A 25,769-nucleotide genomic window follows, 5' to 3' on the forward strand; every position below is an offset into this window, starting at 1 on the left:
AGCAACAATATTGTCTTGCATTTGATAATTTATAAAGTTATGATGCCTGATCTTTTACAGAGAACCTGTATACGGTTGAGCTTGTATAAGTATCATCAGGCCTTAATATAGTTGATGGAAAGTCCGGTTGGTTCGGAGAATCTGGAAAGTGCTGCGTCTCCAGGCAAAAGCCATACCGTTTCTTGTAGGTGATATTTCCTTTACCTGTTAAAGTTCCATCAAGAAAGTTTCCCGTATAAAACTGCACACCCGGTTCCGTTGTATAGACTTCAAGTGTACGCCCAGTCGCAGGGTCAAATACAGTTGCCGCTAACTTAAGGGCACTACTTTTGTCTTGCAAAACATAGTTATGATCATAACCGCCGGGTACTTGCTCTATACGTGACCCAATTACTTCAGGGGTTCTGAAATCCATTGGAGTTCCTGTTACATCTCGGTTTTCTCCGGTTGGTATAAAACTTTCATCAACAACAGTATATTTATTGGCATGAAGTGTTAGCACATGGTTTAGCGCATCTTCTAATTTACCTGCAGCAAGATTGAAATAGGTATGGTTAGTAAGGTTAATGGGTGTTGCTTTGGTTGTTGATGCTTTATAATCAATCTTTAGCTCATTAGCACTGCTAAGGGTATATGTAACAGTGGTAGTAAGTGTACCAGGATATCCTTCTTCCCCATCAGCACTAACATACGTAAACCTGATTGCATTCTGCTCCTCTAATGGTTCTGCCTTCCACACAACTTTGTCAAAGCCTTTATTGCCTCCGTGTAAGTGGTTAGGCCCGTTGTTAGTTGCTAAAGTATACTCTTCGCCATCCAAAGTAAATTTACCTCTGGCTATTCTATTTCCAAAACGACCTATAGCGGCTCCAAAGTAAGGATTGCTCTTTAAATAAGCCTCGCTCTGATAGCCACTTACATGATCGAAACCTAAGACAACATCACCAGGTTTACCGTCTTTATCATGTGCCAGTATTGAGGTGATAGTGGCACCATAGTCGGAGACCTTTATCTCCATCCCAGTTTCATTGTTAAGGGTGTAAAGGCTGGTTTCTGTTCCTTCCGTAGTAGTGCCAAATGCATCTTTTTTTATTTTCATTGCTTTATTTATTGCAGTTATGCGCCAATGTATCTTATCCTGTTTTTACTAATTGTTACTAAAGTAAAAGACTCTTCGGGTCATATCAAGCTAAAACATTAAAATTAATTAATGTTTTAAGGCGCCTCATCTGCTCCTGCTTTATCTAGATTTCATGTTAAGCTTGCCAAACTACCATGTTTAAGGTATAAGTTCTTCTCCTGAGGGCACTCTTATAGGAACCCCTGCAGGAATAGGTACTCCAAAATAAGGGGAACCATCTACTTTCCAGATAAACTTTTGGAGCCGTATGTCTCTGTCCCAGCCAGGCGTTGTAGATTTTTTTGCATGATAAATAATCCAATCCTCCGTTCCATCCGGTGATTTAGAAAAGCTGGGATGGCCAACTCCGAAAACTTTATCTGTTCCCTGAAAAACAGGTCCTGATTTAACCCAGTTATCGGGTTCCATCGGACTCAAGGTCGTATCAGCTAAAGCTAATTGCCCCAGGCGGTATTCTTTTAACCACGACTCATGGGTAGAATAAATAATAAAAGCTTTTTTGTTTTTAAGAAACTGCGGTCCTTCATTTAAATCAAGTTCCCCTCCTGTTTCCCAGCTTTTAGTAGGAGATGATATTTTAACCCTATTGCTGCTAATTGTCCATGGGTTGCTCATTTTAGCAATGTATAAATGCTGCTTTGTTTTATCAGTTTCTGCGTTTTCTTCCCAGCCAGACCAGACTGCGTATAGCTGACCGTTTAGCTTTAAGGGAGTAAGATCAATTGCCCATTTAGCTGTAGACGGAGACGGATCCTGTATGCTGTCTCCGGTATAAAGCATTCCTTTATCTATATAGGGTCCGAAGGGATCATCTGAAGCTGATTCAAGAACCCCTGCCCGCTGGAACAAAAAAGGACTGCCAGGTTTTTTTGCGGCTGCATAGTAGATATACCACTTTCCGTTAAAGAAGTGCAGTTCAGGTGCCCAGATACTGCTTTGGTTCCATCCGCTATCCGGTGCTTTCCACACCACAACTTTCTTTCCGGGTTCGGTAAGCTTTTTTGATTTCGAGACATAGATTCCCTCTACACCTCCGCCCGCAGAACCGCAGAAATAATAGTTATCCTCCTTTTTTATGACCCAGGGATCTGCACCATCGCTGACAGGGTTTGTAAAAAACTTTTCTGAAGTGTGGGGGCTGGTTACACAGCTGATTAATAATACCTGTAATAGTAAAGCTGCTGCAAATAGCTTCCTCATTTTTTCTTTATGAATTTAAATTGATGTATCAGAGCTTTAAAGCTGCCTGTTAATTCTTTAGCTATAAGCAACCCCCATTCCATTTGTATCCTCACTTGGGTAGAATTACAGCATTACAAATGACTAGCTAAAGTAAGGTTATCTTTTCCTTGTAAGGTAAGCTTTAGTACGACTGTCTGTTAGCAGTTCCCAAATAGAAGCCACTGTCCAGCCTGGGGCAAAGTGCAGGTTGTAAAATCCTTTCCCAAAATGTCCGTAATCCCACGCTGTATGCTGTACTACTTCGGGGTAATAGCCAACTTTAGCTATGCCTGACATATGTCCCGGGTAAGGTAAAAGCTGCTCGCGCATGGAGGTGCGAATGACATTGGCAAACTCGCTAAACCGCTTCTCCCCTGTTTCCTGTGCCAGCCATTTCAGTACTTCATCAAACTCGAAAATAAAAACATCTATGTGATTGTTCTCTACAGATACGTTGCCCCAACCTCTGCTTTGAAGTCTCAAGTCACCAAGCATCTGCCCTTGTGCAAAAGGAACATCCCAAGTATAGTACCAGGAAAGTGTAAAATAAGCTGCCTGACTAGCAAGGTTAATATACCTCTTCTGCTCTTTTCCTTTTGTTACCATTGCCATATAATAAAGAGCAGTTGCTGCATATAAAGAAGCCTCTTTGTCTTCACAATCTGCATCCAGCGTAGATGAAAAGTAGTCAGACTTGGAGATAATTTCCCGCTCCTGGTAATCAATTACTTTACGGGCCGCGTTCAAATATTTTTTTTCGCCATAGTATTTATAAGCCATCACTAAAGGCAACACGGCTGAGGGAGAGCTGCCCCCAGTTGTGTCAACCAGTTCTAAGTTACCCTTAAACTTACGGGGGAAACTGCCATCTGCCTGTTGCAAGTCAAGTACAGTAGCTAGTAAGCTCTGTAGCTGCTTTTCCCATTGTGCATGCTTTCTACCATTTCTTTGTTCATAATCCAGGTAATGTAAAGCAGCATAAATCCCCTCCGACTGCCTACGGATAGAGTAAACAGAAGCCTTTTTATTATCCTCCAGGTTAACTACCTCTCTGAAGAAACCATCAGCTGTAAAGCCGTGCTGCTCATAGCTGTTAAGTACTTCATAAGCGATTTGCTTTAGCTCCTGGTCCTTATGTTGCTCAGCAAAATCAAGAGCATTGTAAGCATTGAGCAGCACCCGGCCTATAAAACCTACTTCCAGTATTTTGAGCTTCTCACATATATTTGTCTGCAGCTCTACTCCTGAAAACCCTTTAAGATCTCCAACTTCTACAAAAGACTGCTTATAGAAGTTGGTTAGTGTTTGCTTTATTTCGTCATCAGTTAATTTATTGTTAGCGAGAGGCGCAGGTTGGTATAAATCATAAGAGCGTGTCCAGATATGTTTAATATAGTCGGCATAATCTGTGGCTGTAAATTTTACAAGTAAATAGCGGAGTGTAATGCTTTCCCCTTTTTCCAGATGCAGAAAGGTAGTGACAGGAGCACCAAGCGTAAGCTTTCTGTAGTAGCTGTTTGGTGCCTCCCTGTAAGGATAGGCAAATGCAAGGAAAGCTTTGCTGTTTTCTTCTCCAAATCCTACAGCTCCAAGATCAGACAGGCCACTTAATATTACTTCGCCCTGGTTAAGTGGCACTAAGGCATGGTCATCAATTGTATCTAAACGAGCTAAGGAATAGCTTACTTTCTTCTGGCGGTCGTACACGCCAACTAAGGGAGAACTTAGCCTGTCTTCCCGTACAATCCAATTTTTGCTTACACGGGCAGAAGGTGCATTTTCAGGGGAACGTAAATTTTTGCGATACCAAAACCCGGGCAGGTACATGTAAGACGAATCATACACCAGATTCTGTGTATCAAACTGCCCTTGTAGATTAAAGTAAGTGTTTGCCGTAGCTTCTATATGTATTGTTAATTGAGCTGCACTTTCTGCCACTGATTTAACATTTTGGCTAATTTGTATGGGAAGCTCTTTTGTAGCCCTTAAAGCACTTTGCCCAGCAATAGTCTCTAACTCATGAATTTCGGAAAGATTACCAGGACTCTTTATTAAGACTTTATAATGCAGATTTTGAAAGAATTCTGTTTCCAGTTCCTGTGCTGGCATTTGAAAGGAATAGAAAACTAATAGGCACAGGGTAATGTATTTCTTTAACGGCATAATATTAAATGAACGTTTAGTAGACTTTCTAGCACAGGAATGAGAAGGTTTCTTTTGAATAATAGGAGGTTTTTTCTGAACATTGGTTCTGTAACTGCTATACTTTCATCAGCTGTAGTAAATTAAGATGTATTATTTTATGCTGGCTTATTCAAGCAGCCATTTACTATGCTTCTGCTTATTAAATTCATAGAAAAAGTATAGTAGAGAGAAGGCTCCAAAGGCAGCCTTCTCTCTACTATACTTTCTAAATTACCAGTTCTGCTGGAGGTTAGGGTTTATGTCTAATTCACTCTGAGGGATTGGCAGCCATTTATCTCTGTTAATATCATAGTCATTAAACTCAGGATCACGGGCCTGTAATTCCTCTACTTTAGCCGGATCATCCAAGTATCCCCAACGGAGCAAGTCAAGCCAGCGAACACTTTCTCCTGTCAACTCAGTCACTCTTTCGTGCATAAGCTGCTGTAGAAAAGCTTCTTGCGATAAGTTTGGTTTAACTGCAGAGAGGGAGGCTAAGCCTGCACGTTGCCTTACCCGGTCTACGTACTGATAAGCTTCATTTGTCCTGTTCAATGCATTGAGGCATTCAGCATACATCAAGAGCACATCAGCATATCTTATTACCCGAAAGTTGATTGGGCCTTCATAGGTCTCATCGGTTCTAAAGTAATCGTTTAAATACTTACGGTACCATACACGCTGATCATCAGGGCCTACTAATTCTGCAAAGGTTCTGCCATAGAAAGTAGAGAATTCAGGTCCCCGCTCATCTGTATGACTGTAGAGTGCTGTACTGGCCAGCCGAGGATCTCTTTCTCCATTCACAGTAGTTTCCTCCAAAAACTCATCTATCACCCATCTGCGCATTTCCACATCGTTAAAACCTGCTCCATTACCTGGGCCAAAGAAAGGACCACGCTGGTTACCTAAGTTAGAGGTTGGCGCGTCTTCGTCTGTAGTAGACTGCACAGAGAGGAACTGGACTTCAAATACTGATTCCGGGTTGTTTTCTGTGGTATGCAGAAAGTTCTCACGATAATTTGGAGTCAGGTCATAATAGCTACTTCCTTCTCCTTCAACTAACCACGAAAAAGCATCGGCTGCTTGTTGATATTCATGTTGCTGTAGATACGCCTTACCTAATAAAGCATAAGCTGCTCCACGTGTTGCCCTTCCCAAATTTTCTGAATCATAAGAGGTGGGGAGGTTTGGAGCCGCTTCCGTCAGATCCCGCTCTATTTGAGCCCAGGTTTCACTTTCTGGTGCCTGAGAAGGAAGATCTGTAGGGTTGGAAGGGTCCAAAACTAAGGGGACAGAACGGAACAGCGAAACAAGGTTAAAATAATGAAGCGCCCGTAAAAACTTAGCTTCTGCTAAATAACGTTGCTTCAGGGTTTCATCCATTTCGATATCAGGAACATAGGCTAATACCTGATTTGCCCTGAAAATAGCACGGTATTGATGATCCCAGATATTACGGTGACCCTCAAAGTTATAGTCTACCTGATTAAAGTTGATCGCATTTCTGAGTTCTGCCCAACCTGTAGAAGCAAAGCCATCATCTGAACGAGGGTTATAATAAATCTGAAGCCAGCGGGCATAAGTGCCATTCCGGTAAAAAGCACCATAGATGGCATTTACACCAGCCAGCGCATCGCTTTGTGTTTGCCAATAGTTTTGTTCACTTATCTCATTTGGGTTTTCTATGTCGAGTGTTTCCTCACAAGACATGGCCATACCTGAAATGGCAAAGACTAAAATATATCTGAATATCTTTTTCATAAGAAGTAGTATGCTTATTTAGTTATCAGGGCTTCTTAAAATCCGAATTGAGCACCAATAGAATAGATTCTCAAGGAAGGGTACTGACCGTTGTCCAGGCCACGTTCAAAAATGTTTGTCCCTGTTACATCCGGGTCTAGGCCGGTGTATTTTGTAAATGTGAAAAGATTCTGACCACTAAGGCTGACACGTGCAGATCGTAGCCCAACCCGCTCAAGAAGGTTCTCAGGTAGGTTATAGCCGATTTCAAGATTTCTCAGGCGCAGGTAAGAACCGTCTTCCAACCAGCGGTCAGTATCTGGTCTTGCGTTAAACTGTATACCCTGATCATCATTTGCGATGCCTATTCTGGGATCATCTGTATCGGTGTTTTCCGGGGTCCATGGAGAAAGGTCACTCCGGTAGCTCGCATTCTCATCCATTCGATCTGTCCAGTAGCGGGGGCGATTATAAATTTTGTTCCCGGCTACTCCATACCACTGCATGGAGAAACTGAAATTCTTGTAAGAGGCATTCCATATCAGGCCTCCCTGAATCTTTGGCCATGGACTGCCAACATAGGTGCGGTCTTCATCAACATCAAGGACACCGTCTCCATTCACATCAACATACCGAATATCGCCTGGCTGAGCCCAGGGCTGTATTCCATGAGCATCAACTTCAGCTTGTGACTGGAAAATACCATCTGTCTCCAATACATACCATTCACCGATAGCGCGTCCAACTTCTGTTCTTGCATCTCCTGATTGAATATAACTTCTTCCAGCTCCCAGGTTACCTAATTCCAACACCTCATTTTTAATGTGAGTGAGATTTAAATTGAGGTCCCATTTAAAAGGATTCTCTACACTCCGTAAGGTAGCTGAAAGTTCTATACCCGTATTTTGTAAAGAAGCAGCATTTACAGGCGGGGCACTTGTTGTTCCACTAGGTGCAGCATTTCCGGTAGTTAACGGTACCGGCAGGTTGGTGAGCACATCTTCGGTTTTAGAGATGAAATATTCAGCTGTAACAGTAAGCCTGTTATTCAGAAACCCTGCATCTACTCCAAAATTAGTCGTTTTCTTCTCTTCCCAGTGTAAGTCGGGGTTTGCCAGCTGTATGTTAGTTGCACCAGACTGTATTGTCTGGTCTGCACCAAATACAGCTCTTGGGAACGGGCTGATTCGTCCAAAATACTGCCAGGGAGAAAGTACTTCGCTATTACCCAGTGCTCCGTAAGAAGCTCTCAGTTTCAGGTCATTTACCCATGTTGCTCCAAAGAAATCCTCTTCACTAATTCGCCAGGCAACGGATGCGGAAGGGAAATTACCCCAACGGTATTCAGGTCCAAAACGAGAATCTGCATCTCGTCTAAAAGAGGCACTAACCAAATATCTATCCTTGTAATTATAATTAACTCTGCCCAAATAACCTAAAATGGCCCATTTGTTAATATAACTGCCTACTGTCGGATTATCTCCCTGATTCAATACTGTATAGTATTCACCTGTACCGGTGTTAAGAGGTAGGTTTTGTTTTTGCCCATAGAGCTGTTCATAGCGGAATATCTGGTTACTGATACCTGCCACTGCACTAATATTGTGGTCTCCTATCTGTCGTTCAAAGTTTAACGTGTGCTCAAATAATGAGGAGATAAACTGCGCTCTGTTTTCATCAGAAGTAGCTAGAACATTAGGAGTACCTTGCCTAACCACTCCTGGGCGGCGAAAACCTTTAAAATTATCAAAGTTTGTCTCCAGGCCTGCATTGAATTTGTAAGACAGGTTTTCTAGTATTTCAAAAGCTACAAAAGCATTCCCTCTTATTCTGTAACTATACTGATCCCGCTGTGACAGCCTTTGTAAGGCTACAGGGTTGGTCCCAAAAGTATTGGCAAAAGTAGGATCTCCAACAGCCCAGCCTTCTGGATTACTAGGTCCTACATAACGGCTGCTTTGAATAGGCATGGTCGGTAACATCCGCAGCATCTCTACTAAAGGATTTCCTTCTAAATAGTCATCATGGGTGTAAGAAAACAGGAAAAACTCACCAAAAGAAAACCTGCCACGCTCCCCGGTTGTGTTCACGCGGAAACTGGCGCGCTCAAAGCTATTATCTATAATGGTTCCTTTATTTCTGAAGTAATTCCCGGATACCAGATAGTTACCAGTCGCACTACCTCCAGAAAGACTCAGGTTGTAGTCCTGAGTAGAACCTGTACGCATCAAGGCGTCCTGCCAATCGATATCCACATTAGGGTCATACTCAGTTGAGACACTTGTTTGGGGAGTTAAACCAGAATTAATGTAAGCCTGTCGGTTTAAAGCAGCAAACTCAGAACTGTTCATCAAGTCCCAGCGTTTTGGGAACTGCTGTATACCTGTCTTTACACTCCCCGTAATCTGCAAAGGGCCTTCTTTTCCTCTTTTGGTTGTGATGATAATTACTCCATTAGCAGCTCTGGAGCCATAAATTGCAGCTGCAGAAGCATCTTTTAACACCTGAATAGATTCTATATCGTTAGGGTTGAAGTCTGGAGTGGCATTGGAAAGCATACCATCAATCACATACAGAGGCTGGTTAGCTCCAAAGGTGCCGGTTCCCCTGATATCAATGCTGGCAGTTGCACCAGGAGCTCCTGTATTTCGTACGGTAACTCCGGCAGCCAGGCCCTGTAAGGATTCTGCCACTGTGTTAGCGGTAACACGTTGTGCATCATTTGCATCAACCACAGAAACTGCACCTGTTAAATCGGTTTTTCTAACTGTTTGATAACCAATTATAACTACTTCTTCCAAGGCTTTAACATCCTCATCTAACGTAACATTAATAACAGTGCGGTTATTAATCTGAATTGCCTGAGTAACGTATCCAATGAATGAGAAAATAAGTGTTCCATTTTCCTGATCGTCTGGAACTGCCAGAGTATAATTTCCTTCCACATCAGTAAAGGCCCCGACAGTTGTTCCCTGTAAAGCCACTGTAACACCAGGAAGCGCTTCACCATTACTATCCGTCACCCTGCCAGTAACAGTAATAGCAGCTGCCTTTATGGGCTTAAGTTCAGCGACTTCACTGTTAAGTCTACTTCTTCTGGGCACCGCGCGCGACGCAGCTGGGGTTGCATCTTTTAGGTGACTTTTGTTGGTTACAAAATCATTATAGGCCATTAAATTCTGGCCCTGTACTGGTGCCTGAAGCCCAGCGCAAAGTAATACCGGCACTAATAATGGAATTTTGCGAAAAGGTTTATTCATGGTCTTTCCTTAATGTTTATTAATAATAGCCTTCATGCTTATAGGCATTACAGAAAAAAATATAATTGAATTGGAACTAAACAGCCTAGCATATGTAGCTATCAATAACTGTTAATGAGGAATAATAAAACGTGACTTAAGGTGAGTTGTCTTGAGTGGGTTTGAGCGGTAATATTAATCTTGTTAATACTTTCACTGTAGATGTTAAACATATTTCATGTTTATTTAATTATATAAAAAAACGTTTAAATATTACTGTCACTTTCCTTACGAAAGGAAAAGGAAATAGGCTGAAACCTTTTGGTCTTCAAAAAAGCACTAATGGGTAGGGAATATTAAAATTTTTAGTGGGATTTTATTTAAAGCTACAGAACGGATGATTTTATAAAACAAAAAAGGGAGGTCATATGACCTCCCTTTTTTGTTTTAGTAGCTGAGTAAGTTTAGTTACTCATTAATTTGCTTACACGCTCAGCATCTGCTTTACGGTCTAACCTTGTGTACAGGCGCTGCAAGTTCTGCATAGTCGCCTCGTCTTTCGGCTGAATCTCATGTGCTTTTTCGAAATAAGGTAAAGCAGCCTCGAAATGTTTATTGGCCTCTGCCTCAAGTTTTTTACCTTGCTTTTGGTATGTAGCATAGTCCATTTTAGCAGCTTTATTGTTAATTTCGCTAGCTTTGTTGTATTCCAGCACGCCTAAGTTGAAGTAAGCATCAAAGTTATTTGGATCTAACTCTACTGCTTTCTGGTAACTTTTAACGGCTTCATCCAGCTTTTTGCTACGCTCTTGTAAGTTACCCATCACAGCATAAAGGCTGGCGTTATTTGGGTCTGCAGCAATTGCTTTCTCAAGTTTGGCAAGAGCTTCATCTCCACGGTCAGCTTTTAGGTAATAACGAAGTTCTTCCTGCATCAGGTACACACTGTTAGGGTGCTCTTTTAAACCATCCTGAAGTGTAGCAAGTACTTGTTCATCGCTTGCTTCAGTTGCCTGCTGCAGCTGGATTTTTGCCTTGTAAACATCTTCCGTTTTGTGGCCAATGCTTATTAGTTTATCATAATAGCCAATAGCAGCCGGATAATCCTGCTTGGCTGTAGAAGCATAAGCAGCATAAAGCACAGAGGTAGTATCTGTAGGATTAATTTTAGATGCTAAATCATATTTTGTAATAGCATTGTCCCAGTCTTGGCTATTGTGGAATTCAACAGCCTGGTTCAGTACCTGGCCGTAAAGCATATTTAAACGATCTGGAACCTGCTTACCAAATTCTCCATCTTTACCATCCAGCTCAACAGTTTTGTTGAAAGACTCTAAAACAAGAGTTGGTGTACTATCATTCGTCATTTTACTATAGATAGGGTTACCAATCATGTCCTGGTAAATCACTCCACGGTAAAACCATGTTTTAGCTTTATCTTTTGTTTTATCATGAGCGATAGCCTTATCAATATCGGCTTGTGCTTTATCAAGTGTACCATTCTTATGGTTCATGATGGCACTATTTACAGCCGAATTTTGTGCGCTGGCTACAGATATGCTGGCAGCAGCAAAGGCAGTCAAAAGTACTTTCTTCATACTTGTTTAAAGATTGATTTGTGTTTGTTCTTTCTAAAACGATAAATATTATAAATTAATTTCTTTTTTAGTGATTATTCGTTAGAAATTAATCTTCATTATCTTCTTCTTCGTTCTTTTCCGGATCAACCATTGTGTCAGGTTGAAGTGAATCTTCAGGGCTTAGCTCTGATTGCTCCAGAAGAACTTCTTCAGCTTCAGCCTCGTTTTCCATTTCAATTTTTGCCACAGATGATATCTTGTCTGTTTCATTCAGCTTAATCAGGCGTACACCTTGGGTTGCACGCCCAATTACACGAATGTCAGCTACGCGAAGTCTGATGGTAATGCCGGAACGGTTAATAATCATCAGGTCATCACCATCTACCACACCTTTTATAGCGACAAGTTTACCTGTTTTTTCCGTAACGTTCATTGTTTTCACACCCTTACCGCCACGATTCGTGATGCGGTACTCATCCAGCAATGAACGCTTTCCGAATCCTTTTTCAGAAACTACTAAAAGCTCTGTGCTTTCATTCTGAACACAAACCATACCAATTACTTTATCCTCAGGTCCGGCTAAGGTTACGGCACGCACACCTGCTGCGTTACGCCCCATTGGCCTTACCTGCTCTTCGTTAAAGCGAATGGCTCTTCCTGAACCCAGTGCAACGACAATTTCACTGTTACCATTTGTTAATTGTACATCCAGCAGGCGGTCGCCATCGTTTATTGTAATGGCATTTATACCGTTTGTTCTAGGGCGTGAATATGCCTCCAGCACTGTTTTCTTAATAGTACCTTGCTCTGTACAGAATACGAGGTTATGGTTCAGTACATAATCATCATTTTTTAGGTCATGTACATTCAATACAGCACGTACGCTATCCTCTTTCTCTATCTGAATGATGTTCTGGATAGCACGGCCTTTGGTTGTTTTACCACCTTCCGGGATTTCATAAACTTTAAGCCAGAATACTTTACCAAATTCAGTAAAGAAGAGCATATAGTTATGCGTACTGGCTATAAATAAATGTTCGGTAAAATCATTTTCTTTAGAAGCAGCTACACCTCTGGAACCTACACCTCCTCGGCTCTGGCTTCTGTACTCACTTAACGAAGTACGCTTGATATATCCTTCATGAGAAATGGTGATAACCATGTTCTCCTCCGGAATCATATCTTCGTAGTTAATATCGCCACTGCTGGCTTCAATGCTCGTACGACGCTCATCACCATAGCGCTCCCTGATCTCAATCAGTTCGTCTTTGATAATTTCCATACGACGGCTTTCATTTGCCAGGATGTCAGTCAGGTCGTCGATTAAAGCCATAATCTCCTGATACTCCTGTACAATCTTATCACGCTCCAGGCCAGTAAGACGCTGCAGACGCATATCTAATATAGCCCGAGCCTGTATTTCTGATAGATTAAAGCGCTCAATTAAGCCATTGCGGGCAATTTCAGGGTCACGTGAAGAGCGAATCAGGTTGATTACTTCGTCCAGGTTATCCAGGGCGATAAGTAAACCTTCCAGAATGTGTGCACGCTTTTTAGCTTCGTCCAATTCATATTGGGTTCTGCGTATAACTACTTCATGGCGATGCTCCACAAAGTACTGAATCAGCTCTTTCAGGTTCAGCGTCATTGGCCGGCCTTTTACCAGAGCCACGTTGTTTACGCCAAACGAAGACTGTAACTGCGTGTACTTATACAGGTTGTTCAGTACCACGTTCGGAATAGCATCACGCTTCAGGTCGTACACAATGCGTAAACCATCACGGTCAGACTCATCACGCAGGTCAGAAATACCCTCTATTTTCTTATCGTTAATCAGTGCAGCAGTTTTCTCAATCAAAGAAGCCTTATTAACCATATAAGGAATCTCTGTTACGATAATTTGTTCCTTGCCTGTAGAGGAAGTCTCAAATGTGGCACGACCACGCATCAGCACACGGCCTCGGCCAGTTTCAAAAGCAGCCTTTACACCATCGTAACCATAAATAATGCCTCCTGTCGGAAAGTCTGGTGCTGTAATGTACTGCATCAGCTCTGCCACTGTAATCTCCTTATTTTCGATATAGGCTATTGTACCGTTTATGACTTCCTTCAGGTTATGAGGTGCCATATTGGTAGCCATACCTACTGCAATACCGGATGTACCGTTTACAAGCAGGTTCGGGAATTTGGCAGGCATCACGGATGGCTCTTTCAGAGAGTCATCAAAGTTCGGAACAAAATCTACTGTGTTTTTTTCAAGATCAGCCAGTAGCTCATCAGCAATGCGCTTCAGTCGGGCTTCTGTATAACGCATGGCAGCCGGAGAGTCACCATCTATCGAACCATAGTTTCCCTGTCCGTCAACCAAAGGGTAGCGCAGAGACCATTCCTGGGCCATACGTACCATGGTGTCATATACAGAAGAGTCACCATGCGGATGGTACTTACCAAGCACCTCTCCTACAATTCTGGCTGACTTCTTATAAGATTTATTATAGGATACCCCCAGTTCGGACATTCCATAAAGCACACGGCGATGCACAGGCTTTAATCCATCTCGAACATCGGGTAAGGCTCTAGAAATGATAACAGACATTGAGTAGTCGATATACGCGCCGCGCATTTCGTCTTCAATGTTTATCGGTATTATTCGTTCGCCTTCTATCATGTTTAAGGTCTAAATGTAAAAAATAGTGTGTTTTTATAAGATCGGGCAATTTATGCAAAAAAGCCGTTATAGCCTATATAGCTTAATTCTTATTTTTGCTTTTATCGTTACTTCTTGCTGCTTTTTCCGAATTCATTTTAGGAAGCTTCTCTCCCATTCTAGGGTTTTGTTTTTTCCAGAAAGGCTGGCCTCTGAATTCGTGTTCACCATGTGCGTGCAACATACGCACCTGGCATGAAGTAATCGGGCAGCGGGGTGTACAGGATGCTGCCGAAAGAAAAAGAAAAAACATGCTAAAGAGTCTAAGCAGTCGGTTAGTTGCCATAAAATTTGGTTTGATAAAAGCCACAGAATTTGCGCTGTGGCTTTTATAGCCTACCTACAAAAGTACAGTTTTTTGTTTATAATCACTAGCTATTCCTGTACATACTTTATCGTTTAAATGGTGCTAAGAGCGGTTTTAAAACTATTGTGGATGAAAACCATTTATGGTAAAACCTCCGTCTACGGTTAGTGTCTGGCCCGTAATATAGGCAGCGGCTGGCAGGCATAAAAATGCAATGGCTCCGGCTACATCTTCAGGCTTGCCTACCTGTTGCATAGGTGTCCGGCTAATAACTGCATTGTAGAAATCCTGGTCTTGGAGTACGGCTTCGGCCAGAGGAGTACTAATGTACCAGGGAGCAACTGCGTTTACACGAATCTTATCTTTGGCCCACTCTACTGCTAAATTTCTGGTAAGCTGATTGAGTGCTGCTTTTGTCATGCCATAAATAGAACCTGTTCTAACATGTCTTAAACCAGCAACTGAGGTTACATGAATAATATTACCCTGTGCTGATTTGCTTAGCATAGGGTATAACAACTTGTTCAGGTCAAAAGCGGAGCGAAGATTTGTGTTCATGATGAAGTCATATTCTTCGGGAGCATATTCAGCAGTGGGTTTTCGGATGTTGGTGCCCACATTATTTACCAGAATGTCAAGTTCCCCCCAGAGTTCCTGTACAGTAGCCGCCAGTACGCTTCTACTTTCACTTGTACTAAGATCAGCCTGGAGTGTGTGAAGCCTTTCCGGATATTTAGTATGAAGCTTTTTTAAATCCTCTTCTTTTCTGGCCACAGCTAACACCTCAGCACCTAAATCAAGAAACTCTTTAACAGTTGCTTCTCCTATTCCTTTAGACCCGCCCGTAACAACTGCTTTTCGACCAGTAAGTAACCATCTGTTTTGCATAATCAGTTTTTATTAGTTTGATTATGCAAATAACTTAATTTTTTATAAAGAAGTTTTAAAGCATATTATCTGATGTATCTTAACTAAAAATTATATTGCATCTACATAGAGTTCTAATTAGCTGCTTTTTACTTTAATACCTGAAAAGATCACTATTTAAACCATTATCTACGGCTATATGAAAACACTACTATTTATTCTTCCTGTAGCCTTAGCGGCACGCCTATCCATTGCCCAAACAGTTGACAGTTCTACTCAACCTATTGGGCTGGCTGCCCAATAAAACCTAGAAAGCCTAGGAAGTGATGATGCCAGAGGTATGATTTTAACTTATAATAACAGGTATGAAGGAGTGAAAGGAACCCCTTACTTTGTAGATGACTGGCACAAAGGCACGTTGGGCTTCAAAAACACTATTTATGACCAAGTTGAAGTAAAATACAATGTTTATGAAAACAGGGTTTTATACCGTGGTACAGATGGGAAGGAGTTTTTTCTGGAACCTCACCAAATAGATTATTTTACAATAGATAGCTTTACTTTTAAAAAGCCTGAAAACCTTAAGGGGCTTGATGTGAAGCTGATGAACAGCTTTTTTGCTGTTTTACACGAAGGGAAGAAGTGCCAGTTGCTAATGCTACCAGAGAAAACTTTTATAAAAGCGAATTATCAGGGTGGCTACAGTGCTGGAAACACATATGATGAACTTCAGACCGCCAAGAGGTATTACTTTGTAGATCATAATAATGAGGCTCAAAAGATAAAACTAAACAAAAAAAGTTTGTTACAAGTGCTGCATAATAAAAACCCTGAAGTAGAATCTTAAAAAGGAAAATATAGATGCAGCTTCTGAAGCTGGTTGGGCTAAAGTTTTAAGTTATTACAATTCATTTTGAGAAATAGGAAAAGCTCCAGTTCAATTCTCTTGTTGCTTATTACCTGTTATTCGTCTAAAATAGTCCCTTAAGTATGATTTATCTATTTTAGGGCGGTTGTTTATTTCCTCAACAACCAGCTTATCTTTGTCGTTGGGCCATACATGGTACACAAAAACGTATTGCCCTCCATTTTTGCGCCATCCATCAAACTTTCCAAAGCGTAAATCCTTTATGTAAATTCCTTCTTTAGCAGGTTCAACGGCGTAATAGCCTTTGGTTACACTAAGAAGCTGCTCTAGCTTTTTGTTGCCACTATAGGGTTGTAAAAGCTCTTTTTGCTGTGGTTCAAAATCATAATTGATCTCTTTATCGCTATCAAGAAGAGAATAAAAACCTGTATAAAAGCCATTATGTGTCTTTACTGTTACTGCCCAGAAAATAGTATTAAGGGGCGTGGGCTTACTGATGTAGTCACTGTAGGTTATGTTCTGTTCTCGCAGGCTTTCTTCAAAAGCGTTGTTAGCATAATGTTTCGCTATAAAACTAAAAGCTAGGTAGCATGAGCTAATAATGAGGCCAGCGGAATTCAACCTGCTGCGCATTTTACTGTAGCGGCTGTAAAACATAGCCGCAGCAACAAAAGCCATAAAGGGAACAGTGTACAGTGGGTCAACTACAAATATGTTATAGAAAGCCACGCCATAGTTACTGAACGGCCAAAAGAGCTGTGTTCCCCAGGTGGTAAAGCTGTCTAGTATAGCATGTGTGGTAAACCCAAGGAAAAACAGCAGTGTCCAGTCTTTAACAGTTGCTGATTGGTTGGGATACAATTTCTTTAGCAGCCAACCTAGTATCGGCGACACTATAACAGCAAACAACAAAGAGTGTGTAACAGAACGGTGGAAAGTAAGTTCTTGTACCGTGTCCAGCCAAGGGCTCACCAGTACGTCCAGGTCAGGTATTGTTCCGGCAATTGCTCCCCATATTATAGCCTTATTCCCTATTTTTTTGCCAGCTATAGCTTCTCCTACAGAAGCCCCAAGCACTATTTGTGTAAGTGAATCCATTCGTAATAGTATAATTTGATAGAGGCGATAACAAGCAGTTGTGTTATGCCTGTCGGAAACACAACTAAAACCCTTTCTCTACAGCAAAAGTATACAACCTGTATTTATGTTTACCTTTCTTTTAGCACCTTAATAACTTTCTAATGAACCTGATCCTGCTTATACCAGGCATAATTATTCTGGCTTTAGTTGTTTATGATGTCATTTACACTACTCTTGCTCCAAGTGGTGCTGCACCGGTAAGTGGTCATGTAAGCAACGGTATCTGGCACATATTCTATAGCCTTAAGCGTATAACAGGTAACAGGAATGTTTTAAAAGGAGCGGGTGTGGTGATAGTGGTATTTATACTCATGACCTGGGTCATTATGTTATGGCTGGCTAATTTCCTGATCTTTTCTTCGGCAACTGATTCTGTCGTTAACTCAACTACCAATGAGCTTGCAACTCCAAAGCAGGTTCTGTATTATACTGGATATTTGCTTTCTACTATGGGTAACGGGGATTATAAAGCAGGAACAGACAATTGGCGGGTGTACTCAGCAATAATTTCTTTCTCTGGTTTAATTATGATTACGATAGCCATAACTTATGTTGTACCTGTCGTTAATGCTGTTACACAAAGACGGGCGCTTAGCATACGTATTGCCTCTATTGGTCACAGTGTGCAGCTTATGCTACTTAACAACTGGAATGGGAAAAACTTTAAAATGCTGGAGGATCAATTTCAGGAACTGGCACAGCAGGTAACGAAACAAGGGCAGTTACATTTTTCTTATCCTGTTCTTCATTTCTTCCATCATCAAAACAAGATAGCTTCTTTACTGCCAAACTTGGCTATGCTTGATGAAGCCATAACTATTCTGATGCTTTACATACCGGAAGAAAAGCAGCCGGCTAAGCAATTCCTGATTCCTCTTCGCATTGCGCTTACAACTTTCTTACAATCGCTCAGCACAACTTTCATTCAACCGTCTGAAGAACCTCCGTCCCTAGAGACAGAGGCAATCAGAAAGGCTGGTATTAATTTGATGTCACCTGATGCAGAAACTTTAGAACAGGTTAAATACCGAAGGTGTATTCTTAAAACAATGGTATTACACGATGGATGGGAATGGGAAGATTTAAATAAACCCTTGCTAAGTCCAAAATGGGATGCTTTTTCAAAGCTTACCTTATAATAGGCATACGCTTGAACTCCTTATTTCTGTCGAATAAGAAACGATAAGTAGCATGAGTCTTATAGATGCGGCTGCCTATTTGTTCGGCTACTTTCATCATTTTGGGATTAAAGTCACCGATCCAATTCATTTGAAGGTCTGTGTACTTGATAGACGGATCATCTATAACAAGCTTCCCTTCAGCCGTTATCATAGCAGCTTCTACCCCTTTTCCCTGAAACTCAGGAGTAATCCCGAACACAATACCATACATGGTAGTACAGGCCCCACGCCAGCGATTGAAAACAAACTTAAGTTTACCCCATAAGTCCATTTTACCATTGACATACTTAAACAGCTGGTTTAGTTCTGGTATAGCTAAAAAGAAACCAATCGGCTCATCCTGATGGTAGGCAAACCACATAATGCGTTCATCAATTATCGGGTTCAGTGTTTTCATGATTAATTTAGCCTGTGCCTCACTCATACCTTTCACACCTTCATGTTTGGTCCAGGCTTTATTGTAAACAATACGGAAGTCTTCAGTATACTTCTCAATATGCTTCTTATCCATATGCCTGAAGCTAAAGTTAGGGTCCCTTAGTATCCGATCTGCTTTTTCATGATATTCGGCAGACAGAGGTTCTTTTACAGCACGGTAGTAGGTATACTGCTTAAAGAAAATCTGAAAACCATAGTTCTCCAGCAATTGCTGATAATAAGAGTAATTGTAATTCATGCAGTATGTCGGAGGATAATAGCCATCAATCAAAACACCCCACCACCTATCACGATCACCTAAGTTTATAGGACCATCCATTGCTTCCATGCCTCTTTCCTGCAACCAGCTTTTTGAGGCATCAAAAAGTAAATTAGCTGCTTCCTGATCATTTATACAATCAAAAAAACCCATGCCTCCTGTTGGCTGCTCGTAGGTATTGGCTGTAAGTTTATTAATAAAAGCGGCAATGCGCCCAATCAAATTCCCCTTACTGTCACGCAAAATCCATCTTATGGCTTTTCCGTCACGAAGCAGTTTGTTCTTTTTAGGATCAAAAACGTTTTCTACGTCTTTGTCTAAAGGCCTGATAAAGTTAGGATCCTTTTTGTATAGCTTAACTGGCACCATGAGAAAATCATTCGCCAGTTCTGGAGTAGTAACTTCTATTAATTGCATAGTTGTACTTTGGTCGAAAACTCAAATTAAAGGATTATCCCAGTTAAAACATAAAGAACAGCCGAAGAAACCACTTCTAGAGCTTGACTAGCTTTATCTAAGATTTTGCTGCAAACAAAAAAAGCCACTAATGAAATCATCATTAGTGGCTTTAAAATGAGCCCCCTGCCGGGATCGAACCAGCGACCTACTGATTACAAGTCAGTTGCTCTACCAGCTGAGCTAAGGAGGCTTGAAGAGTTGTTATTTAGTAAAAAAGCATATGCTCTTCAATCAAGTGCTTTTTAGAGGTGAGCCCCCTGCCGGGATCGAACCAGCGCCCTACTGATTACAAGTCAGTTGCTCTACCAGCTGAGCTAAGGAGGCTTGAAGAGTTATTATTTAGTAAAAAAGCATATGCTCTCCAATCAAGTGCTTTTTAGAGGTGAGCCCCCTGCCGGGATCGAACCAGCGACCTACTGATTACAAGTCAGTTGCTCTACCAGCTGAGCTAAGGAGGCTTGAAGAGTTGTTATTTAGTAAAAAAGCATATGCTCTTCAATCAAGTGCTTTTTAGAGGTGAGCCCCCTGCCGGGATCGAACCAGCGACCTACTGATTACAAGTCAGTTGCTCTACCAGCTGAGCTAAGGAGGCTTACTCTTTTTTTGTTGTGCTTTATTGTTCTAAAGCGATGCAAAGGTATCGCTTAGATTTTATTATGCAAACACCTTCCTAAACTTTTTTAGCTGGTTAAATATAAGCTTTTGAAATTCAGGGAGAAAAATTTATCCTCTGAGTGCTTCCAGTTGCAGATTTAGCTGATCCATGCGTTTTTGAGCATCTGCAATCCTTCCTTCATATTCTTCACGAAGTTTATCGGCATTCTTAGAGCGCGCAAAAAATCCTATGTTGGTCCGCAGTGTCTGTATATCGTTTTGCAGCTGAGAAATTTCACGTCGGACGGTTTGTTCCCGCTGGTGTAGTTTCTGCCCTGCATCCGGACTTTGCTTCAGACGATCAACCTGTAACCTGATTAACATATTATTGCGCTCATCAAACGTTAATTCAGGTACTATCTCCAGGTAGCGCTCCATTAATACTAAGAACTTCTCTTCGTTTTTGGTGCTGGTACGCCTGTTACTTTTGTCTAATGACCGCCATTGGGCTACAAAATCCTCAAACTCTTCTACTGATCCTGTAACATTAGGCTGCGAAAGCTTATCAGAAACTCTATCGCATATTTCCATTCTTTCTGCTGAGAGCCTCTCCTGTTCTGCCCCTCGCTGTTGTTCCTGAGTTTGCTTACGATCAAAGAACTCATTGCAGGCTGCTCTGAAACGTTGCCAGATTTTATCAGAATATTTATCCGGAACACGGCCAATAGTTTTCCATTTCTTTTGCAGCTGAATCAGCTTTTCCTTGGTTGTGTTCCAGTCAGTACTATCTTTCAGGCTTTCAGCCTCCTCACAAAGCTCCGTTTTAATGCGGAGGTTTTGCATCTTTTGCTCATCCAGCCCTTTAAAGAACTGGTTTTTATGCTGGAAAAAAGCTTTGTAACTGCCCCAGAAGCTTTTGTTTACAGTTTCCGCATACTGCTTAGGCACAAGTCCAGCAGCTTCCCATTCGTCTTTCAGCTTCTGAATCTCGTCAGTCTTATCACGCCACTCATTAATCCTGTCCGTATTAAAGTTCTGGAAGCTTTCTAAGCGTTCCAACAAAATACGTTTCTTTGCCAGGTTCTCCGTTTCTCTCCCCTGACGCTCTTCCTGGTAAGCCCGTCTGCGCTCATGTACTTTCTCTGAAGCCTGTATAAATCGTTCCCAGATAGGGTCGCGCTGATCGTTTGGAACAGGACCAATATTTTTCCATTCCTCATGTAGATGGCGTAGTTCCTGAAGTGCTTTGTTGATACTCTCTTCTCCGGCCAGTGCTTCGGCACGTTCAATTAATTGTAGCTTAGCATCAAGGTTTCGCTTACGGTCCAGCTCTTTCAGTTCAAAGAAAATGCTGCGGTTATTGTAGAAAATATCAAGAAGTGCGTGGTACGAATCCCACAGTTCCTGTGCTTCACCTGCCGGAACAGGTCCTATTGATTTCCAGTCAGACTGTAGTTTTTTTAATTCGTCGCTGCTGTTTTTGGTTTCTGCTGACTCTACTAATTCCCGTAATTTAGTAAGTAGTTCCTGCTTCCGTTGTAGATTACGCTGGCGCTGCTCTTCAGCATTCATCCGCTCCTGCGAACGAGCGTCTCGGTAAGCTGTCAGCAGCTTTTCAAGGCTTTGGTGCTCTGTAGAAGGGTGGTAATCGAAGTCTTCGTCAGTACCTCCCTCTTGCTTAAAACGCTCCAATGCTTCACTTCGTTCTTCCTGAAACCTCAGGTCATACTGCCTGTTTAATTCATTTATAACACGATGTTTCTTGCGGGCATCAGCACTTTTCAGTATGCTGTTAAGCTCCTTACGCAGATCGTTAATTGACAACTGACTGTAATCCACATGGTCATCCTCATCCTCATGCTCTTCTTCGTCAGCATGTGAAGCAGAGGTGGCTGCAGTAATATTAGTATTCTCATTCGGTTCAGAAGTAGCCGTCGGAATGCTGGACCCCTCAGATGTAACAGCGTCCGGAGGAGGGCCTGAAGGGCCTGAAGCGGGTTCTGAGGCAGGTGCAGATACCGGGTCGGAAACATCAGTAGTAGCAGCGGCATAAGCTTCTGTTTTTTCCTCCGTTAGAGATTTCTCTTCCTGCGATGTTAATTCCGGCTGCATTTCTGGTTGAGCTTCTTTGGCAACTTCCGGAGCAGACTGCTGTTCGGAGCTACCTGTTGTGGCACTCCCTACAGGTTGTTCTACATTTTTTTCTACATCTTGTGTGCCACCTACATTCTGGCTTGTATTGTTCTGACTCTCTGGTTTATTTGCCTCAGCACCGGTGGTGTCAATATTTCTGTTATCAGTTGTCATAACTTCTCTTTATTGGTACAAAGTTAAGGAGCGTTAATTTAATCGCGGGTCTACCGGATAGTTTGAAAGCACTTTATACTTGCCGCCCATTTGGCGTAAGACGCTGCGCCAAAGGTTATCTGCATCCAAATTAAACAATTTATTCGCAGCATTGTTATTTACTATCCAAACATTTTTGTCAATTTCCTCCTGTAGCTGCCCCGGTGTCCAGCCTGAGTAGCCCAGGAAAAACCTGATTTCAGATGACTTAGCCAAACCTGAACCTATCATAGCCTTGAGAACTTCAAAGTCACCGCCCCAGTATAAATCATCCATCAGGTGTACAGCTTGAGGTAGTTCTGCCAGTCTATGTACATAATGCAGGGTATTATATTGTACAGGGCCTCCTATTCCTAAATCAGCCTGAAAGCTTTCATCATAGATGTCAATGACATCAGAAAGCTTTAGGTTAGACATGCGGTTCAGTACCAGCCCAAATGAACCTTCATTTTCATGGCTGCAAAGTAATATCACGGTCCTTTCAAAATTAGGGTCTCCCATATATGGTTCAGATATTAACAAGCTACCGCCTTTTGGTTTTATCATCCTTACTTCTTCTTCCATCTGTCATCCGTTTTAAGGTTTTCTATTTAAGAAACTATTTTAGAAAGATGTATCCCTCTGTTTCAGTTGCGTTAATTTCAGCAACTTTATTATTCTTACGCAAAGGATGCAATATTGTATTAATCTTGTTTGCAATACCCTAATTTACATCCTTTCGATATTTTTACATAATCATTCTGAAATTTAACCTAAGCTATCACGCCTGAGCGAACCATAATTTTGTTTATCTAGCTGGGATAATTTCATAATTTTGACCAAACCCAATGCAGAAATGGCACTTAAACATAATATTGCAGATATTCGGATAAACTATTCCAAACAGGCACTTACAGAAGAATCTGTATCCTCTAATGCTCTTGACCAGTTTCAGAGTTGGCTAGAGGAAGCAATACAGGCTCAGGCAGACGAAGCTACCGCTATGGTGCTTTCTACGGTTAATGACGAAGGAAAGCCATCCGCCAGAGTCGTACTGTTGAAAGGCGTGAGCGAGACAGGTTTATTATTTTACACAAACTACAGCAGCCGTAAAGGACAGGAACTGGCCCAGAACCCTTATGCTGCGCTTACTTTTTTCTGGCCTGTGCTGGAGCGTCAGGTTCGCATAGAAGGCGTGGTGGTAAAAGTAGCACCTCAGCTATCTGATGAATATTATCATAGTCGCCCAAAAGGGAGCCAGATTGGCGCCTGGGCTTCGCCTCAGAGCCAGGAGATAGAGAGCCGGGAACTGTTGGAGGAAAGAGACAAGCAGTTTACAGAGCAGTTTGCTGCTTTAGATGAAATTCCGAGGCCAGAACATTGGGGAGGTTATGAACTGCAGCCCGAGCGGGTAGAATTCTGGCAAGGCAGACCAAATCGCCTTCATGACCGTATTGTTTTTGAACTGCTGGATAATAGTAACTGGCAGATAAAACGATTGGCACCCTGAACCGGTGTCTTAAATTGTTAATAGACATTAACCATCTGAATGACAGAAATACTCCCCCTGAAGCCCTGGCGTTACAACGACAAAATTGCTTTAGATATAGATGAACTTACCTCCCCTTTGTTTGATGTAGTATCGGCCAAGCAACGCGAGACCCTGTACCGAAACCCGTACAATAGCATTCATCTGTCAGTACCACGTGGTGAACGACCAGCTGAAGAAGCTGCTGTTTTACTACAGCAATGGAAAGATGAAGGCATTATTCAGCAAGACCCGCTGCCGGGTATCTATGTTTATTATCAGTACTTTCGTTTGCCGGGCAGTAGTAAAGAACACTGCCGCAAAGGATTTATCTGTAACATAAAAGCCTATGACTGGAATGAAGGGGTGCTGCTCCGGCACGAGAACACCATACCTGGTGCTGTAAATGATAGAATTGATCTATTGGAGAAAACGGAGCTAAACGCCAGTCCTACTCATGGTCTGTATGCTGACCCAGATTTTATACTAGAACCTTATATGGATGAAAGTATAAAATCTCCTTTATATGAAACAGAAGATTACCAAGGCGTACGCGATGTGCTATCCGTAATACAGGACCACCATGTGATAAAGCTTTTTGTGCAGACCCTACAGAATAAGCAGGTTATTTTAGCTGATGGGCATCACCGCTACGAGGGCTCTTTGGAGTTTCGTAAAAAGAAGCTGAGGCAGAATCCCCAGCATACAGGTCAGGAGCCATATAATTACCATCTCATGTACCTGACAAATTCCGAACATGATGATCTGCGGGTGTTGCCGACACACCGCGTGCTACGAAGCATGAATCTTTCGGATGATGCATTCTTAAACCGTTTGCAGGAATATTTTTTAATTAAACCGATAGATGATGCTAGTGAATTGAATGAGGTGATTGCAGGTAAGAAGTGGGCTTTTGGCCTTTACCTTAGCGGCAGTGCTTACGCAATACGGTTAAAGCCGGAAATGCACCCTTTCATAAACTGGAACTTTCCCCAGGAAGTGAAAGACCTGGACCTGACTGTAATGCATTATTTCATTTTTGAAAAGATTTTAGGCATTTACAGAGCAGCCCAGCGCAGTTATGGTGGTTTAAGCTATATCCGTAACTTTACTTCCTGCATTCGGCTTGTAGATGCCGGCGAGGCAAGAGTTGCTCTTATTACGAATGAAATAACTATGGATCAGGTAAAGCGGGTGAGTCGGAGTGGTGCCATTATGCCTCAGAAATCAACTTATTTCTATCCTAAAGTTATCTGTGGATTTTTATTTAGCTCAATAAAAGAAGATGAATTTGTCACGGCCACTGCTGCTTGCCTCTAATTCCCCTCGCCGGAAAGAACTGCTTACCAGTTTAGGCTTGCCATTTGAAGTGCGAATAAAGGAAGTAAAGGAAGATTTTCCAGCGTCATTAAAGCGAGAGCAAATAGCTGAATTTCTGGCTTCGCATAAAGCGGATGCTTACCAGCAGGAACTTCAGAATGATGTACTCATTACAGCTGATACTATTGTTTGCTTAGGCGACAAGGTGCTTAATAAACCTGCAAACTATGAGGAGGCTTATAAAATGCTTCGCTCCCTTTCCGGAACCTTTCATGATGTTATTACCGGTGTTTGCATCAGTACTAATGAAATGAAAAGTGTTTTCCATGACACTACCAAAGTTTTCTTTAAAGAGCTTTCGGATGCAGAAATTGATTACTACATCACTAACTACAAACCATTAGACAAAGCCGGAGCCTATGGGATACAGGAGTGGATTGGGATGATAGGTATTGAGCGTATTGAAGGATCCTATTTTAATGTGGTGGGCCTGCCAGTGCAGAAACTTTATACTCAATTAATAGAGTTAGGAATAGTGATCCATTAAAGTCATCTTTTTCAAATTTCGGCAGGAGCCAATTACTGGGCCACAGCTTGAAATAGTTATCTTTGTAGTTTAGCGGTACTGTAATATATTAATTACATCAAACAATTAGCTCATTTAATAA

General features: G+C 41.8%; 18 protein-coding genes and 4 tRNA genes. 5 read left to right on the plus strand and 17 right to left on the minus strand.

Features of this window, described 5'->3' with window-relative positions:
• Positions 1 to 37: 37 nt before the first annotated feature.
• From LN995_RS02875 to LN995_RS02915, 9 genes are all read right to left on the minus strand, one after another.
• The gene (locus tag LN995_RS02875; protein WP_229958198.1) at positions 38 to 1,099 is read right to left on the minus strand and encodes an aldose epimerase family protein; all 1,062 of its coding nucleotides are present in this window, start codon (positions 1,097 to 1,099) and stop codon (positions 38 to 40) included.
• Positions 1,100 to 1,279: 180 nt separating this feature from the next.
• Positions 1,280 to 2,341 (minus strand): glycoside hydrolase family 43 protein, encoded by a 1,062-nt coding sequence (locus tag LN995_RS02880; protein WP_229958200.1) that lies wholly within the window; start codon positions 2,339 to 2,341, stop codon positions 1,280 to 1,282.
• Between the two features lie 138 nt (positions 2,342 to 2,479).
• Positions 2,480 to 4,525, minus strand: a complete 2,046-nt coding sequence (locus LN995_RS02885; protein ID WP_229958202.1) for a hypothetical protein — start codon at positions 4,523 to 4,525, stop codon at positions 2,480 to 2,482.
• 252 nt (positions 4,526 to 4,777) lie between these two features.
• The gene (locus tag LN995_RS02890) at positions 4,778 to 6,310 is read right to left on the minus strand and encodes a RagB/SusD family nutrient uptake outer membrane protein (RefSeq protein WP_229958204.1); all 1,533 of its coding nucleotides are present in this window, start codon (positions 6,308 to 6,310) and stop codon (positions 4,778 to 4,780) included.
• A 35-nt stretch (positions 6,311 to 6,345) separates the two neighbouring features.
• Positions 6,346 to 9,549: a SusC/RagA family TonB-linked outer membrane protein gene (locus LN995_RS02895; protein ID WP_229958206.1), complete on the minus strand. Its 3,204-nt coding sequence runs from the start codon at positions 9,547 to 9,549 to the stop codon at positions 6,346 to 6,348.
• A 443-nt stretch (positions 9,550 to 9,992) separates the two neighbouring features.
• Positions 9,993 to 11,126 carry a tetratricopeptide repeat protein gene (locus tag LN995_RS02900; protein WP_229958208.1) on the minus strand — a complete coding sequence of 378 codons (1,134 nt, stop codon included), beginning with the start codon at positions 11,124 to 11,126 and terminating at the stop codon, positions 9,993 to 9,995.
• A gap of 88 nt (positions 11,127 to 11,214) precedes the next feature.
• Positions 11,215 to 13,776, minus strand: a complete 2,562-nt coding sequence (gene gyrA / locus LN995_RS02905; protein ID WP_229958210.1) for a DNA gyrase subunit A — start codon at positions 13,774 to 13,776, stop codon at positions 11,215 to 11,217.
• An 82-nt stretch (positions 13,777 to 13,858) separates the two neighbouring features.
• The gene (locus tag LN995_RS02910; protein ID WP_229958212.1) at positions 13,859 to 14,101 is read right to left on the minus strand and encodes a hypothetical protein; all 243 of its coding nucleotides are present in this window, start codon (positions 14,099 to 14,101) and stop codon (positions 13,859 to 13,861) included.
• A gap of 141 nt (positions 14,102 to 14,242) precedes the next feature.
• Positions 14,243 to 15,010, minus strand: a complete 768-nt coding sequence (locus tag LN995_RS02915) for an SDR family oxidoreductase (RefSeq protein WP_229958213.1) — start codon at positions 15,008 to 15,010, stop codon at positions 14,243 to 14,245.
• Between the two features lie 319 nt (positions 15,011 to 15,329).
• Here LN995_RS02915 and LN995_RS02920 point away from each other — a divergent pair, with 319 nt between their 5' ends.
• Complete coding sequence (locus LN995_RS02920) at positions 15,330 to 15,836, plus strand: hypothetical protein (protein ID WP_229958215.1); 507 nt, start codon at positions 15,330 to 15,332, stop codon at positions 15,834 to 15,836.
• Positions 15,837 to 15,926: 90 nt separating this feature from the next.
• On the opposite strand, the gene LN995_RS02925 is transcribed toward LN995_RS02920, so the two are convergent.
• Positions 15,927 to 16,955: a metal-dependent hydrolase gene (locus LN995_RS02925; RefSeq protein WP_229958217.1), complete on the minus strand. Its 1,029-nt coding sequence runs from the start codon at positions 16,953 to 16,955 to the stop codon at positions 15,927 to 15,929.
• A gap of 143 nt (positions 16,956 to 17,098) precedes the next feature.
• On the opposite strand from LN995_RS02925, the gene LN995_RS02930 reads away from it, so the two are divergent.
• The gene (locus LN995_RS02930; protein WP_229958219.1) at positions 17,099 to 18,136 is read left to right on the plus strand and encodes a hypothetical protein; all 1,038 of its coding nucleotides are present in this window, start codon (positions 17,099 to 17,101) and stop codon (positions 18,134 to 18,136) included.
• Here LN995_RS02930 and LN995_RS02935 read toward each other — a convergent pair.
• From LN995_RS02935 to LN995_RS02965, 7 genes are all read right to left on the minus strand, one after another.
• The gene (locus LN995_RS02935; RefSeq protein ID WP_229958221.1) at positions 18,126 to 19,292 is read right to left on the minus strand and encodes a hypothetical protein; all 1,167 of its coding nucleotides are present in this window, start codon (positions 19,290 to 19,292) and stop codon (positions 18,126 to 18,128) included. The genes LN995_RS02930 and LN995_RS02935 overlap by 11 nt on opposite strands.
• Before the next feature lie 159 nt (positions 19,293 to 19,451).
• A tRNA-Thr gene (locus LN995_RS02940) sits at positions 19,452 to 19,524 on the minus strand.
• Between the two features lie 61 nt (positions 19,525 to 19,585).
• Positions 19,586 to 19,658 (minus strand) — tRNA-Thr (locus tag LN995_RS02945).
• Between the two features lie 61 nt (positions 19,659 to 19,719).
• Positions 19,720 to 19,792: transfer RNA gene (locus LN995_RS02950), tRNA-Thr, on the minus strand.
• A 61-nt stretch (positions 19,793 to 19,853) separates the two neighbouring features.
• Positions 19,854 to 19,926, minus strand: a tRNA-Thr gene (locus LN995_RS02955).
• A gap of 131 nt (positions 19,927 to 20,057) precedes the next feature.
• The gene (locus LN995_RS02960) at positions 20,058 to 22,235 is read right to left on the minus strand and encodes a DUF349 domain-containing protein (RefSeq protein WP_229958223.1); all 2,178 of its coding nucleotides are present in this window, start codon (positions 22,233 to 22,235) and stop codon (positions 20,058 to 20,060) included.
• Between the two features lie 33 nt (positions 22,236 to 22,268).
• Entirely contained in the window at positions 22,269 to 22,838 is a 570-nt protein-coding gene (locus tag LN995_RS02965; protein WP_229958225.1) for a YqgE/AlgH family protein, read from the minus strand.
• Between the two features lie 271 nt (positions 22,839 to 23,109).
• On the opposite strand from LN995_RS02965, the gene pdxH reads away from it, so the two are divergent.
• From pdxH to LN995_RS02980, 3 genes are read left to right on the plus strand one after another with little or no spacing between them, the layout of a single operon-like run.
• Entirely contained in the window at positions 23,110 to 23,763 is a 654-nt protein-coding gene (gene pdxH / locus LN995_RS02970) for a pyridoxamine 5'-phosphate oxidase (protein ID WP_229958227.1), read from the plus strand.
• Between the two features lie 39 nt (positions 23,764 to 23,802).
• The gene (locus tag LN995_RS02975; RefSeq protein ID WP_229958229.1) at positions 23,803 to 25,101 is read left to right on the plus strand and encodes a DUF1015 domain-containing protein; all 1,299 of its coding nucleotides are present in this window, start codon (positions 23,803 to 23,805) and stop codon (positions 25,099 to 25,101) included.
• Positions 25,067 to 25,648, plus strand: coding sequence for a Maf-like protein (locus LN995_RS02980; protein WP_229958231.1), 582 nt, complete (start codon positions 25,067 to 25,069; stop codon positions 25,646 to 25,648). The genes LN995_RS02975 and LN995_RS02980 overlap by 35 nt, the downstream gene beginning before the upstream one ends.
• Positions 25,649 to 25,769 lie beyond the last annotated feature (121 nt).

This window comes from Pontibacter silvestris (assembly GCF_020907275.1).
Classification (GTDB): Bacteria; Bacteroidota; Bacteroidia; order Cytophagales; family Hymenobacteraceae; genus Pontibacter; species Pontibacter silvestris.

Coding starts and splice junctions, on each gene's coding strand:
- LN995_RS02915 (WP_229958213.1), bottom strand. CDS start 15,010: ATGCAAAACAGATGGTTACTTACTGGTCGAAAAGCAGTTGTTACGGGC.
- LN995_RS02880 (WP_229958200.1), bottom strand. CDS start 2,341: ATGAGGAAGCTATTTGCAGCAGCTTTACTATTACAGGTATTATTAATC.
- LN995_RS02960 (WP_229958223.1), bottom strand. CDS start 22,235: ATGACAACTGATAACAGAAATATTGACACCACCGGTGCTGAGGCAAAT.
- LN995_RS02885 (WP_229958202.1), bottom strand. CDS start 4,525: ATGCCGTTAAAGAAATACATTACCCTGTGCCTATTAGTTTTCTATTCC.
- LN995_RS02975 (WP_229958229.1), top strand. CDS start 23,803: ATGACAGAAATACTCCCCCTGAAGCCCTGGCGTTACAACGACAAAATT.
- LN995_RS02930 (WP_229958219.1), top strand. CDS start 17,099: ATGAACCTGATCCTGCTTATACCAGGCATAATTATTCTGGCTTTAGTT.
- LN995_RS02875 (WP_229958198.1), bottom strand. CDS start 1,099: ATGAAAATAAAAAAAGATGCATTTGGCACTACTACGGAAGGAACAGAA.
- LN995_RS02925 (WP_229958217.1), bottom strand. CDS start 16,955: ATGGATTCACTTACACAAATAGTGCTTGGGGCTTCTGTAGGAGAAGCT.
- gyrA (WP_229958210.1), bottom strand. CDS start 13,776: ATGATAGAAGGCGAACGAATAATACCGATAAACATTGAAGACGAAATG.
- LN995_RS02895 (WP_229958206.1), bottom strand. CDS start 9,549: ATGAATAAACCTTTTCGCAAAATTCCATTATTAGTGCCGGTATTACTT.
- LN995_RS02910 (WP_229958212.1), bottom strand. CDS start 14,101: ATGGCAACTAACCGACTGCTTAGACTCTTTAGCATGTTTTTTCTTTTT.
- pdxH (WP_229958227.1), top strand. CDS start 23,110: ATGGCACTTAAACATAATATTGCAGATATTCGGATAAACTATTCCAAA.
- LN995_RS02900 (WP_229958208.1), bottom strand. CDS start 11,126: ATGAAGAAAGTACTTTTGACTGCCTTTGCTGCTGCCAGCATATCTGTA.
- LN995_RS02935 (WP_229958221.1), bottom strand. CDS start 19,292: ATGCAATTAATAGAAGTTACTACTCCAGAACTGGCGAATGATTTTCTC.
- LN995_RS02965 (WP_229958225.1), bottom strand. CDS start 22,838: ATGGAAGAAGAAGTAAGGATGATAAAACCAAAAGGCGGTAGCTTGTTA.
- LN995_RS02890 (WP_229958204.1), bottom strand. CDS start 6,310: ATGAAAAAGATATTCAGATATATTTTAGTCTTTGCCATTTCAGGTATG.
- LN995_RS02920 (WP_229958215.1), top strand. CDS start 15,330: ATGATTTTAACTTATAATAACAGGTATGAAGGAGTGAAAGGAACCCCT.
- LN995_RS02980 (WP_229958231.1), top strand. CDS start 25,067: ATGAATTTGTCACGGCCACTGCTGCTTGCCTCTAATTCCCCTCGCCGG.